Below are 12,499 nucleotides of genomic sequence, written 5' to 3' on the forward strand. Positions count from 1 at the left end.
TCCCTTCCCCGCGCGGCGACCGAGCGTCATTGGTTCGGCCCTTTCCCGTTCCACGGTACGCGGTACGGGGGTACAGGGGGCTGCATCGGCCGAATTGAACGGGCGCGGCGCGCCGGGGCCGGGCGCCCTGCCCGGCCCCCAACACTCAGTCCTCGTGGCCCAGTTGCAGGTCACGCTCCGTGCGGCCGCCGCCCGCCATGTGCAGCACCGTGGCGACCGGCGGGTAACCGGCGGCGATCACGGTGTACTCGCCCGACGACAGGTCGACGAAGCGGAACGTGCCGTCGGCGCCCGTCGTGAGGGTGTCGACGACGTTGCCCGCTGCGTCGAGGAGGGTCACGCGCGCGTCCTCGACGGGGCGGCCGCCGCCGGCCCTGACCGTGCCGCGCAGCACGGCGCCGCCCGCGAGTTCGACGTCCTGGCGGGTCTCGCGCGCGGCCATCACGGTGACCGGCAGCGCGGCGGGGCGGAAGGCGGGCGCGCTCCCGGCGAGCGTGTACTCGCCGGCCACCAACTCCGTGATGACGTAGCTGCCTTCGCGCCCGCTGCGGGTCGTGGCGACGACCTCACCGTGGACGTTGGTCAGGGTCACGGTGGCGTCGCGCACGGGCGCGCCGTCGGCGGTCAGTACGCTCCCGGCGAGCCGCCCGGCGCCGCCGAGGACGACGTCGAGGTCGACGGGCCGCTCCCCCACGGTGACGGTCACGGCCTGGGGCTGGTGTCCGCCCGCGGCCGCGATCAGGACGTAACTTCCGGAGCCGGGCGTCGACAGGGCGTACCGGCCGTCGTCGCCGCTCGCGCCGCGCCCGATCTGCTGGCCGCCGACGTCGATGAGGGTGAGCGCGGCGCGCGGCACCGCGGTCCCGTCGGAGTGCTGGACGATGCCGCAGACCGGCACGCCGGCGCCGTGCGAGGTCCGGGACTGGGACGGGACGGAGGTGGTCTCGCCGCTCGGGGCGCTGTGGGGGGCGGCACTGGACAACAGGGGTGTCTCCTTGAGGAAGAAGGCGATCACGAGGCCGAGGACGAGCACCGGGACGAGGTAGAGGAAGATCCGGGGCATCGCGTCGGCGTACGCCTGGATGTAGCCGTCGCGCAGCGCGGGCGGCAGGGCATGGACGAGCTGCGGGGTGATGGACTCCGGGTCGGGCAGGCCCGCCCCCTTGGGCAGCCGGTCCGCGAGTGCGTCGGCGAGCCGGTCGGCGAAGAGGGTGCCGAAGATCGCGGCGCCGACGCTGCCGCCGATCTGCCGGAAGTAGTTGTTGGCGCTGGTCGCGGTGCCGATGTCGGCGGGGCGTACGGCGTTCTGCACGGCGAGGATCAGGACCGGCATGATCAGGCCGATGCCCGCGCCGAGTACGGCCATGAAGAGGCTGTAGTGCAGCCGCGGGGTGTCCACTTCGAGGCGGGACAGGAGCCACATGCCCGCCGTCGAGAGGGCCCCGCCGAGGATCGGGTAGATCTTGTAGTGCCCGGTGTGGCTGATGAGTTGGCCGGAGACGACCGAGGCGATCACGATGCCGCCCATCATCGGGAGCATGAGCAGGCCGGACTCGGTGGCGCTCGCGCCGTCGACCATCTGGAGGAAGGTCGGCAGGTAACTGGCCGCTCCGAAGAGGGCGATACCGATGACCATGCCGACCAGGCCAGTGATGTTGAAGACGGGGTCGCGGAACAGCCGCAGCGGGATGATGGGTTCGGCGGCGAAGTGCTCGGCGACGACGAAGAGCACGGCCGTCACGGCCGCTCCGGCGGCGAGCCCCAGGATGACGCGTGAGCCCCACGCGTACTCGGTGCCGCCCCAACTGGTCAGCAGCACAAGGCAGGTCGATGCCGCCGCGAGCAGCAGGGCCCCGAGGACGTCGAGCCTGGCCTTGGCCTTGGGGCGGGGCAGCTTGAGGACGACGGTGACGACGGCGAGCGTGACCAGGCCGAAGGGCACGTTGATGTAGAAGCACCAGCGCCAGGTGAGGTGGTCGGTGAAGTAGCCGCCGAGCAGCGGGCCCGCGACGGACGCGAGGCCGAACGCGGCGCCGATGAGGCCCATGTAGCGGCCGCGTTCGCGGGGCGGCACGATGTCCGCGATGATCGCCTGCACGCCGATCATGAGACCGCCGGCGCCGATGCCCTGGACGGCGCGGAACGCGATGAGTTCGTCCATGTTGCGCGACCAGCCGGCCAGCGCGGAGCCGACGACGAAGACGGCGATGGCGAACTGGAAGACGCCCTTGCGGCCGAAGAGGTCGCCGAGCTTGCCGTAGATCGGCAGGCCGATGGTGGCGGTCAGCAGATAGGCGGTGATCGCCCAGGACATCTTGTCGAGGCCGTGCAGCTCGCCGACGACCTTCGGGAGCGCGGTGGCGACGATCATCTGGTCGAGCGCGGCCAGCAGCAGCGCCAGCATGAGTCCGAAGAAGACCATCCGGACCCGGCTCGGGCCGAGGCCGTGGTCGGGGAACTGCCGCTGCTCCACGGCCGGTTGGGACTCGGGGTACGGGGTCGGTTCCGTCGCCGGCACCGCCCCCGGCTCACTCGTCACCAGCGTCGTCGTGCCCACCTGTCGCTCCCCTCGTCGCGCCTGCGCCGCATATTTCTCGCATTACGCGACAACTGCGGGCAAGCGCGACGAGCGGCGGCTCCGGCGGGTTCCGGGCGCGAATGCGCCGGTGGGAGCCCTACGGCGTACAACCGCGTGCGAACGGAAAACCACTCGAAACGGTGAGCACTACATCGGGGTACTGCAGCGGGGTTACTTCTCCACCTCGGCGGCGAGCTTCGCGAGGACCTCGTCGTAGATGCGGCCGAGGCCCTTGGGGGCGAAGGTCTTCTCGAAGAAGCCACCGATGCCGCCCGCGCCGTTCCACACGGTGCTGACGACGACGCGGGAGGCGCCCTCGCCGGAGGGGGTCACGCGCCAGGTGGTGACCATCGAGGAGTTGCGGTCCTTCTCGACGAGCTCACCGTCGGTGGGCTCGCTGACCTCGAGGAGGCAGTCGCGGATCCGCTTGCTGGTGGCCTGGAGCTTCCAGTGGACGAGCGTGCCCTCGCCGTCGCCGCCCTCGCGGACCTCGTACTCGCTGAAGTGCTCGGGCAGCAGCTTCGCGCGCGTGCCGCTGTAGTCGGCGAGCGCGTCGAATACGTCGTCCGGCTTGGCGGCGATGACCCGCTCCGTGATGGCCTCGACCTGCGCCATGGCACTTCCTCCAGCAGTCGGTGTTCTCGGTGTTCGAGAGGGAGCCCAAGCCAACCACCCTCCGCATCGGCCGCCAAAATCGGGGTCGCACGATCAAGGGAACATGTGTTCTATTCTGTGCCCAGTGCCAACTAGGAGGCGTCATGCGCTGGGAGAACCTCACGGAGAATCCGGCCGAAATCCCGACAGGGAGGGTCGCGGACGCCGCGCTGTTCGGCGCGGACACCGTGACGACCCGCACCTTCGACACGCCCGAATTCGCAGGCGTCACCTTCCACGAGATCCGGGCCAGGTCGATCGTGAACCGCGTGCCCGGCGCCTCCCGCATGCCGTTCGAGTGGACGGTCAACCCGTACCGGGGATGCACGCACGCGTGCGTCTACTGCTTCGCCCGTAAGACCCACAGCTATCTGGACCTCGACACGGGCCTCGGCTTCGACAGCCAGATCGTCGTGAAGGTGAACGCGCCGGAGCTGCTGCGCCGCCACCTGGCCTCGCGCCGCTGGCACGGCGAGCACATCGCGATGGGCACGAACGTGGACTGCTACCAGCGCGCGGAGGGGCGCTACCGGCTGATGCCGGGGATCATCGAGGCGCTCAGGGACTACGCGAACCCGTTCTCGATCCTCACGAAGGGCACGCTGATCCTGCGCGACCTCGACCTGCTGCGGCAGGCCGCCGAGGTCACCGACGTCGGCGTCTCGGTGTCCGTCGGCTTCGTCGACCGCGAGCTGTGGCGCACCGTCGAGCCGGGCACGCCCGCGCCGGAGCGCCGCCTTGACGTCGTCCGCGCCCTCGGCGAGGCCGGCATCGGCTGCGGGGTGCTGATGGCCCCCGTGATCCCGTTCCTGGGCGACCACCCCGGACAGCTGCGGGAGACCGTACGGGCCGTCGCGGCGGCCGGGGCGACCTCCGTGACCCCGCTCGTGCTGCATCTGCGGCCCGGGGCACGCGAGTGGTTCATGTCCTGGCTCGGGCAGCACCACCCGCACCTGGTGCGGCGTTACGAGCGGCTGTACGCGGAGGGCGCCTACGCGCCGAAGTGGTACCAGCGCCGGATCACCCGTCAGGTGCACGAGCTGGCGGAGGAGTTCGGCATCGGCCCCTCGCGAGCGGAGGGCCCGCGACGGCTGCGCGCACGCCATGAGCCGGAGCCCGCCCCCGCGGCCACCCAGCTCACGCTTCTCTGATCACGCGGCTCCCGTACACGTACACGCCAATCGGGTCAACTCTATGCAGAACAGGACGTTCCTGGCATGGATTCGGGGACCATGCCGCGGGGGCCGCGCGCTCGCGGCCCCGAACCCTCCGTCCTGGGAGGCCCGATGAAGAAACGCGTAGCCGCTGTGTGCGGCGCCGCCACCATGGTGGCCGGCATGCTCGCCGCGGCTCCGGCCGCCGCCGCCCCGACCCTTTCCCTCCAGCGCGCAGCCCTCACCTGGAAGGACTGCGGCACCAAGAACTACCCGAAGCTCCAGTGCTCCACGGTGCGGGTGCCGCTCGATCACGACCGGCCCGGCGGTGAGCAGATCACGCTCGCCCTGTCCCGGGTCCGGCACACCGCGAAGACGTCGCAGGGCCCGCTCCTGGTGAACCCCGGCGGGCCCGGCGGCAGCGGCCTGTCGCTGGCGGGCTTCGTGGCACGCGAGCTGCCGAAGAGCGTCGCCGCCCAGTACGACGTCGTGGGCTTCGACCCGCGCGGCGTCGGCAAGAGCAAACCGGCCCTGAACTGCCGGCCCAAGCACTTCGCCACCGTGCGCCCACCCAGCGTGCCGTCCACACCCGCGATCGAGCGCGCCAACCTCGACCGCGCGCAGGCGTTCGCGAAGGCGTGCACCACGAAGTACGCGGACGTACTCCCGTACTTCGACACCGTGAGCACCGTCAGGGACATGGACGCGATCCGCGCGGCGCTCGGCGCGCATCAGCTCAACTACTTCGGCTACTCGTACGGCACCTACCTGGGCGCCGTCTACGCCAAGCTCTACCCGCAGCGCGTGCGGCGCCTGGTGCTCGACTCGATCGTCGACCCGGGCGGGGTCTGGTACGACGACAACATGGGGCAGGACCACGCGTTCAACGCCCGCCAGCAGGCGTTCCTCGCCTGGGTCGCGCGGCACGACGCGACGTACAAGCTCGGCAAGGATCCGGCGAAGGTCGAGGCCGAGTGGTACGCGATGCGCGACGCCGTGCAGAAGAAGCCGGCGGGCAAGAAGGTCGGCGCCGCCGAGCTGGAGGACACCTTCCTGCCGGGCGGCTACTACAACGGCTACTGGCCTTATCTGGCCGAGGCGTTCGCGGCGTACGTGAAGGACAAGCACCCGGCCCCGCTGGTCGCGGCGTACAAGAAGCTGGGCGCCGTCGACGCCGCGGGCGACAACGGCTACAGCGTCTACACGGCCGTGCAGTGCCGCGACGCCCGGTGGCCGCGCGACTGGAACCAGTGGCGCGACGACAACTGGCAGGTGGCCGAGAAGGCCCCCTTCTCCACCTGGAACAACGCCTGGTACAACGCGCCGTGCGCGTTCTGGCCGACGAGCCCGCTGGACCCGCCGGACGTGTCCAACGACGACCTGCCGCCGACGCTGCTCTTCCAGGCCACCGACGACGGGGCCACGCCGTACGAGGGCGGGGTCGCCGTCCACCGCGAGCTGCGCGGCTCCAGCCTGGTGGTCGAGCAGGGCGGCGAGAACCACGGCATCAGCCTGAGCGGGAACGCCTGCCTGGACCGGTACCTGGCCGGCTATCTGCGGACCGGGAAGGTGCCGCGCGGCAGCGGCGAGGCCGACGCGACGTGCAAGAAGCAGCCGGACCCGAAGCCGCTCACGAAGAAGGGCGCCGCCGCCCCGCCCCCGTCACGCGGCGTGCGCCTGCACGGGCTGATGGGCTTCCGCGGCTGAGCACTTCCTTTTGATGCACACCCTGGCAGGGGCGGTGTCCGCCGGGTCACGATGGGCGCATGAGCACCCCTCGGGCCCACGACACCGCCCCCGCTTCGGTTCCGGCGGCGGAGATCCGCGTCCGGGACATGGCCGACGCCGACTGCGAGGCGGTGGCCGGGATCCGGATCCGCGGCTGGCGGACGGCGTACGCGGGCCTGATGCCCGCGTCCTTCCTGGCCGCGCTGAGCATCGAGGAAGACGCGGCACGCCGCCGCGAGCGTCTCGCGCGGGCCGGTTCGTCCGTGGTGAACGTGGTCGCCGAGCGCGCCGGCGACATCGTCGGCTGGGCCTGTCACGGCCCGTCCCGCGACGACGATCTCCCGCCCGGGGAAGCCGAGTTGTACGCGATCTACGTGCACGACGGCCAGCTGTCCACGGGCGTGGGCCGCACCCTCCTGCACATCTGCCTGGACCGCTGCGCCGACGCCGGGTACGAGCGGATACGCCTGTGGGTGCTCAAGGGCAACACCCGCGCCCGCAGGTTCTACGAGCGCGCCGGGTTCACCCCGGACGGCGCCGAGGAGCCGTACGAGGTGGACGGGGAACTCGTACCGGAGGTGCGCTACGTGCGCGCTGTCAGTCTCTGACGCCGCTCGGGCTCTCACGCTGCCCGGGCAGTCGCGCGAGCGCGTGCACCGCGGCCTCCGCGAGCGCCGGGTGGGCGAGGGCCGCGGTCAGGACCGGCCGGGCGCGGGCGTCCCCGAGGCCGCCGAGCCCCTCCACGCACGCGAGCGCGACCGCGCGGTACGGATCGCGGGGGCCGAGGCGCCGCTCCAGGGTGGTGATCAGCGCCGGCGCGGACTCGGGCGCGCGCAGTGCGGCCAGGAGCCGCACCGGGTGCAGCGCGTACGCGACCCGCAGCTCGTTCGTGGCGAGCGCCGCCGCCGCGCGTGCGGTGCGCGGGTCACCGAGCGCGGCCAGAGCGTGCGCGGCGGTGGCACAGCGTGCCGGGTCGCGGTGGTTGAGGAGCAGGACGAGCGCCTCGAAGGCCCGGCGGTCCCCCGCCACTCCGAGGCGGTACGCGGCCAGCTCCCGCGTCCACAGCGGCTGCCCGGGCTCGGTCAGCACGGCCGCGAGCTCGTCGACGTCGCCGGTCGCCGCGAGGCGGTCGAGAAGGGGGGAGGCACCCGACTCGGCCCGTAAGCGCTCCGTGACCGATCGCAACTCTTCGTCCATGCGGTCCAGCGTAGACAGGCCCCGGGCCCCGGCGACGTAGATCACAGAGACTGGTGAACGCCGAGGACTGGCGCGCTCGTTACTCGCCGGTTAACCTCAATTGAGCGGGGCACACTCCCCGCACCCCACTCCTGGCGGCCTGGTGACGCAGCCGCCGAGAGTGTCAGTCGGTTCGGTGCCTCAGGTACCGCAGTACGGCGCGGCCCCGGGACAGGGCCCGCCGGATCTCCCTCTCACCGATTCACCGGACGCCTGTGTGCGTCGCGTCCGGGCTCGAATTCCCGCACTCCGTGCGCCCGTCGGCGTATCCGCGTGTGCCCCTCAGTCGTCACTCCTCCCTCCTGGAGTCCCAGATGGACGCTCCTCTGTCCCCCGCATCCCCGGCCACCCTCCCGACCGTCGCGGTCGTCGGCCTCGGCACGATGGGCACCGGCATCGCCGAGGTGCTCGCCCGCGCCGGCCGCGAGGTCATCGGCATCGACGTCAGCGAGGCCGCGGCCAAGCAGGCCGTCGCCGCGCTCGAGGCCTCGACGGCGCGTGCGGTGCGCCGCGAGCGCCTCACCGAGGACGAGCGGCGGGACGTCCTCGCCCGCTTCCGCACCTTTACGGACCTCCAGGCCGCGGCCGACGCCGACCTCGTCATCGAGGTGGCCCCGGAGTCGTACGAGATCAAGCAGCAGATCTTCCGGGAGCTCGACACCGTCGTGCGGCCCGAGACGATCCTCGCGACCGGTACGAACGCCCTGTCCGTGACGCGGCTCGCCGCCGACTCGGCCCGCCCCGAGCGCGTCCTCGGGCTGCACTTCTTCAACCCGGCGCCCGCGATGAAGCTCGTCGAGGTGGTCTCGTCGGTGCTCACCGCGCCCACGGCCGTCGCGGCGGTCACGGATCTCGCCGTCGAACTGGGCAAGGAGCCCGTCGCGGTGGGCGACCGGCCCGGTTTCGTCGCCGACGGCCTGCTCTTCGGCTACCTCAACCAGGCCGCCACTATGTACGAGGCCAAGTACGCCTCCCGCGAGGACATCGACGCCGCCATGAAGCTGGGCTGCGGCCTGCCCATGGGTCCCCTCGCGCTGCTCGACCTCATCGGCATCGACACCGCGCGCACGGTCCTCGACGCCATGTACGCCGAATCCCACGACCGCCTGCACGCGCCGGCGCCCGTCCTCAAGCAGCTCAGCGAGGCGGGTCTGACCGGCCGCAAGTCGGGGCGCGGCTTCTACACGTACACGGAGCCGGGCAGCTCCGAGGTGGTGCGGGACGCGCTCACCCCGCTCGCGGGCGAGGTCGTGGCCGACGCACGCACGATCCGCTCGGTCGGCGTCGCGGGCTCCGGGACCATGGCGTCCGGCATCGCGGAGGTCTTCGCGAAGGCGGGCTACGACGTGGTGCTCGCCGCCCGCAGCGAGGAGAAGGCCGAGAAGGCCAAGTCCCGTATCGGCAAGTCTCTTTCGCGCTCTGTCGACAAGGGCCGCATGACCGCCGAGGCGGCGGCGCAGACCCTGGACCGGATCACTCCGGCGGGTTCGTACGACGCCTTCTCGGACGTCGACCTGGCGCTCGAAGCGGTCGCCGAGGACCTGGAGGTCAAGCAGCAGCTCTTCGGGACGTTCGACAAGGTGTGCAAGCCGGGCGCGGTCCTGGCCACCACGACCTCGTCGCTGCCCGTCGTGGCCTGCGCCCGCGCGACCTCGCGCCCGCAGGACGTGATCGGCATGCACTTCTTCAACCCGGCCCCTGCGATGAAGCTCGTCGAGGTCGTGCGGACCGTGCTGACCGGCGACGACGTGCACGCCACCGTCCGCGAGGTGTGCGCGAAGATCCGCAAGCACCCGGTGGACTGCGGTGACCGCGCGGGCTTCATCGTGAACGCGCTGCTGTTCCCGTACCTGAACAACGCGATCAAGATGGTGCAGGAGCACTACGCGACGCTCGACGACATCGACGCCGCGATGAAGCTCGGCGGCGGCTACCCGATGGGGCCCTTCGAGCTCCTCGACGTGGTCGGCCTCGATGTGTCGCTGGCCATCGAGAAGGTCCTGCACCGCGAGTTCCGCGACCCGGGCCTGGCCCCCGCGCCGCTGCTCGAGCACCTGGTGGCCGCGGGCTGCCTCGGCCGCAAGACAGGCCGCGGCTTCCGCGAATATGCCCGGCGCTGACCGGCCCAAGGGCAGCGGCACCGCCCGCCCCACGGACTGGGGCGGGCTGCTCCGGCCGCCCGGCCTCACACCCCCCGCCCGGGACCCGGGCGGGGGGAACCCCGCTCGGGCGCACGCCACCGCGCATATGCAGTACGTTCATGGCATGTCCAAGGCCGCCAAGTCCTCCCGTACGACGCCCACGCCCGACGCTCCGGAGAGCGCCGCGGGGTCCCGCGCCGCCGCCCAGCGGCTCAAGATGCGCCGGGAGCTGGCGGCCGCGGCGATGGAACTCTTCGCGACGAAGGGCTACGAGGCCACGACGGTCGACGAGATCGCGGCCGCGGCGGGGGTCGCACGGCGGACCTTCTTCCGCCACTTCCGCTCCAAGGAAGAGGCGATCTTCCCGGACCACGACGACACCCTGATCCGGGCGGAGGCGGTCCTCAACGCGGCGCCCGCGCACGAGCATCCGCTCGACACGGTGTGCCGCGGCATCAAGGAAGTCATGAAGATGTACGCGGCGTCGCCCGCCGTGTCGGTGGAGCGCTACCGCCTCACGCGCGAGGTACCCACCCTGCGCGAGCGCGAGATCGCCTCGGTGGCCCGCTACGAGCGGCTGTTCACCCGCTATCTCCTCGGCCACTTCGACGAGCACGCCCACCAGCACGGCAATGACGACCCGCTGCTCGCCGAGGTCGCCGCGTCCGCCGTCGTCACCGCCCACAACCACGTGCTGCGGCGCTGGCTGCGGGCCGGCGGCCAGGGCGACGTCGAAAATCAGCTCGACCACGCCTTCGCGATCGTCCGCAAGACGTTCGGTACGGGCATCGGCGCGGGCCGGGACACCGCCACCGCCACCACCCCCGCCGCCTCGGTGAGCACCGGAGGCGACGTCCTCGTCACCGTGGCGCGTACGGACGCGCCGCTGGACGAGATCATGGGGACGATCGAGAAGGCACTGCGGGACCACGGCTAGGCTCCGCCGGAAATCTTCTGAACTCCGCGGGAACCAGGGGCTGTTGACGCCCCTTTCGGAAAACCCGCACGCGCGGTGCCCCCCGGCGCTCCCGGGCGCGGGCCCCCGCTCGGCGAGCGCCGCCGCCCCCGGCAGGCCGTCCGGCGCGATGGGCGCGCCCGGCTTCCGGAGGGCGGCGGTGCCGCTTCACCGGAACCGGCCGGCCAAGCGCCAAGTCCGAGGCGCTGCCCGGCCACAAGATGCGCGACCCGCGCGCCGCCCTCTCGCCGCATCTCACCCCTGCGCCGCCCCGACCTCCCGGAGACCCCTGGAGGCCCCCGCGGACCCCCTCCAGGGCCTCTGAGACGCAGTTCAGAGCCGCCGATGACCTCCGGTGCCACCGAGCCGCACCACCCCTGACCTGCACTGATCGATCATCGCTCAAAAACTTGTGGCACCCAGTGTCTTGCCGACTGGCACGCGGTGCCATACGTTGAATGTGTCCGGGCGGCCGGCGTGCAGAGAACTTCCGTACGTCGGCTGTCCCCGCAAGCCACCCCAAACCGTGGCGAGCGCGCCCGGACGCCTGCGTCACAGGCAAACTTCTCGCGCCGACCAAGCGCTGCCGTAGCAACACCCCGCCGAACCGACGGCACCTCTTCACCCACACAGCAGCTCTCCACCCCGACGTACCCCTCAACGTCCCCCTGGGACGCATCGCCGGAGGCAACATCGTGAAGGAAATCCTGGACGCGATTCAGTCGCCGGAGTCGACCTCCGCCGACTTCGCCGCTCTGCCGCTCCCCGAGTCGTACCGCGCCATCACCGTGCACAAGGACGAGACGGAGATGTTCGCCGGCCTCGACACCCGGGACAAGGACCCCCGCAAGTCGATCCACCTGGACGACGTGCCGGTCCCCGAACTCGGCCCGGGCGAGGCGCTCGTGGCTGTCATGGCCAGCTCCGTGAACTACAACTCGGTCTGGACCTCGATCTTCGAGCCGGTGTCCACCTTCAGCTTCCTGGAGCGCTACGGACGCCTGTCGGAGCTCACCAAGCGCCACGACCTGCCGTACCACATCATCGGTTCCGACCTCGCGGGCGTCGTGCTGCGCACCGGTCCCGGCGTCAACGCCTGGAACCCCGGCGACGAGGTCGTCGCGCACTGCCTCTCCGTCGAGCTGGAGTCCTCGGACGGCCACAACGACACGATGCTCGACCCCGAGCAGCGCATCTGGGGCTTCGAGACGAACTTCGGCGGCCTCGCCGAGATCGCGCTCGTCAAGTCCAACCAGCTGATGCCGAAGCCGGACCACCTGAGCTGGGAAGAGGCCGCGGCCCCCGGCCTGGTGAACTCCACCGCGTACCGCCAGCTCGTCTCGCGCAACGGCGCCGGCATGAAGCAGGGCGACAACGTCCTGATCTGGGGCGCCAGCGGCGGACTCGGTTCGTACGCCACGCAGTTCGCGCTGGCCGGTGGCGCCAACCCGATCTGCGTCGTCTCCAGCCCGGAGAAGGCCGCCATCTGCAAGGCCATGGGCGCCGAAGCGGTCATCGACCGCAACGCCGAGGGCTACAAGTTCTGGAAGGACGAGCACAACCAGGACCCCAAGGAGTGGAAGCGCTTCGGCAAGCGCATCCGCGAGCTGACCGGCGGCGAGGACGTCGACATCGTCTTCGAGCACCCGGGCCGCGAGACCTTCGGCGCCTCCGTGTACGTCACCCGCAAGGGCGGCACGATCGTCACCTGCGCCTCGACGTCCGGCTACAACCACGAGTACGACAACCGCTACCTGTGGATGTCCCTCAAGAAGATCGTGGGCTCACACTTCGCCAACTACCGCGAGGCGTGGGAGGCGAACCGCCTGGTCGCCAAGGGCAAGATCCACCCGACGCTCTCGAAGGTGTACTCCCTCGAGGACACCGGCCAGGCCGCCTACGACGTGCACCGCAACCTCCACCAGGGCAAGGTCGGCGTCCTCGCGCTGGCCCCGAAGGAGGGCCTGGGCGTCCGCGACCAGGAACTGCGCGCCCAGCACATCGACGCCATCAACCGCTTCCGCAACATCTGAATCCCTGAGGAGTAGCGGAA

9 protein-coding genes are annotated in these 12,499 nt (G+C 71.4%); 6 read left to right on the plus strand and 3 right to left on the minus strand.

Annotation, left to right across the window (positions count from 1 at the left end):
• Positions 1-145: 145 nt before the first annotated feature.
• On the minus strand, positions 146-2,557 hold the full coding sequence (locus tag OHA58_RS05680) for an MFS transporter (protein ID WP_405477037.1): 2,412 nt from the start codon (positions 2,555-2,557) through the stop codon (positions 146-148).
• Between the two features lie 192 nt (positions 2,558-2,749).
• Positions 2,750-3,193 carry an SRPBCC family protein gene (locus tag OHA58_RS05685; protein ID WP_382601706.1) on the minus strand — a complete coding sequence of 148 codons (444 nt, stop codon included), beginning with the start codon at positions 3,191-3,193 and terminating at the stop codon, positions 2,750-2,752.
• Positions 3,194-3,336: 143 nt separating this feature from the next.
• Between OHA58_RS05685 and OHA58_RS05690 the strand changes: the two genes are divergently transcribed.
• The 3 genes from OHA58_RS05690 (at position 3,337) to OHA58_RS05700 (ending at position 6,722) form a co-directional block, all read left to right on the plus strand.
• Positions 3,337-4,383 (plus strand): Rv2578c family radical SAM protein, encoded by a 1,047-nt coding sequence (locus OHA58_RS05690; RefSeq protein ID WP_405477039.1) that lies wholly within the window; start codon positions 3,337-3,339, stop codon positions 4,381-4,383.
• A 135-nt stretch (positions 4,384-4,518) separates the two neighbouring features.
• Positions 4,519-6,093 carry an alpha/beta hydrolase gene (locus tag OHA58_RS05695; RefSeq protein WP_405477041.1) on the plus strand — a complete coding sequence of 525 codons (1,575 nt, stop codon included), beginning with the start codon at positions 4,519-4,521 and terminating at the stop codon, positions 6,091-6,093.
• Between the two features lie 59 nt (positions 6,094-6,152).
• Positions 6,153-6,722, plus strand: a complete 570-nt coding sequence (locus OHA58_RS05700; protein ID WP_405477043.1) for a GNAT family N-acetyltransferase — start codon at positions 6,153-6,155, stop codon at positions 6,720-6,722.
• On the opposite strand, the gene OHA58_RS05705 is transcribed toward OHA58_RS05700, so the two are convergent.
• Complete coding sequence (locus OHA58_RS05705; protein WP_405477045.1) at positions 6,712-7,311, minus strand: adenylosuccinate lyase; 600 nt, start codon at positions 7,309-7,311, stop codon at positions 6,712-6,714. The genes OHA58_RS05700 and OHA58_RS05705 overlap by 11 nt on opposite strands.
• A gap of 353 nt (positions 7,312-7,664) precedes the next feature.
• Here OHA58_RS05705 and OHA58_RS05710 point away from each other — a divergent pair, with 353 nt between their 5' ends.
• The 3 genes from OHA58_RS05710 to ccrA all read left to right on the plus strand — a co-directional run bounded on the left by OHA58_RS05710 (position 7,665) and on the right by ccrA (position 12,479).
• On the plus strand, positions 7,665-9,470 hold the full coding sequence (locus OHA58_RS05710; protein ID WP_405477046.1) for a 3-hydroxyacyl-CoA dehydrogenase family protein: 1,806 nt from the start codon (positions 7,665-7,667) through the stop codon (positions 9,468-9,470).
• Between the two features lie 127 nt (positions 9,471-9,597).
• Positions 9,598-10,428, plus strand: coding sequence for a TetR family transcriptional regulator (locus OHA58_RS05715; RefSeq protein WP_405484799.1), 831 nt, complete (start codon positions 9,598-9,600; stop codon positions 10,426-10,428).
• 713 nt (positions 10,429-11,141) lie between these two features.
• Entirely contained in the window at positions 11,142-12,479 is a 1,338-nt protein-coding gene (ccrA, locus tag OHA58_RS05720; protein ID WP_405477048.1) for a crotonyl-CoA carboxylase/reductase, read from the plus strand.
• Positions 12,480-12,499 lie beyond the last annotated feature (20 nt).

The organism is Streptomyces sp. NBC_00009 (genome assembly GCF_045040855.1).
GTDB classification, from domain to species: Bacteria; Actinomycetota; Actinomycetes; order Streptomycetales; family Streptomycetaceae; genus Streptomyces; species Streptomyces aureus.

What these genes read in the sequence shown, in the direction of transcription:
- OHA58_RS05685 (WP_382601706.1), bottom strand. Translation starts at nt 3,193, where the DNA reads ATGGCGCAGGTCGAGGCCATCACGGAGCGGGTCATCGCCGCCAAGCCG.
- OHA58_RS05690 (WP_405477039.1), top strand. Translation starts at nt 3,337, where the DNA reads ATGCGCTGGGAGAACCTCACGGAGAATCCGGCCGAAATCCCGACAGGG.
- OHA58_RS05715 (WP_405484799.1), top strand. Translation starts at nt 9,598, where the DNA reads ATGCAGTACGTTCATGGCATGTCCAAGGCCGCCAAGTCCTCCCGTACG.
- OHA58_RS05700 (WP_405477043.1), top strand. Translation starts at nt 6,153, where the DNA reads ATGAGCACCCCTCGGGCCCACGACACCGCCCCCGCTTCGGTTCCGGCG.
- OHA58_RS05710 (WP_405477046.1), top strand. Translation starts at nt 7,665, where the DNA reads ATGGACGCTCCTCTGTCCCCCGCATCCCCGGCCACCCTCCCGACCGTC.
- OHA58_RS05705 (WP_405477045.1), bottom strand. Translation starts at nt 7,311, where the DNA reads ATGGACGAAGAGTTGCGATCGGTCACGGAGCGCTTACGGGCCGAGTCG.
- OHA58_RS05695 (WP_405477041.1), top strand. Translation starts at nt 4,519, where the DNA reads ATGAAGAAACGCGTAGCCGCTGTGTGCGGCGCCGCCACCATGGTGGCC.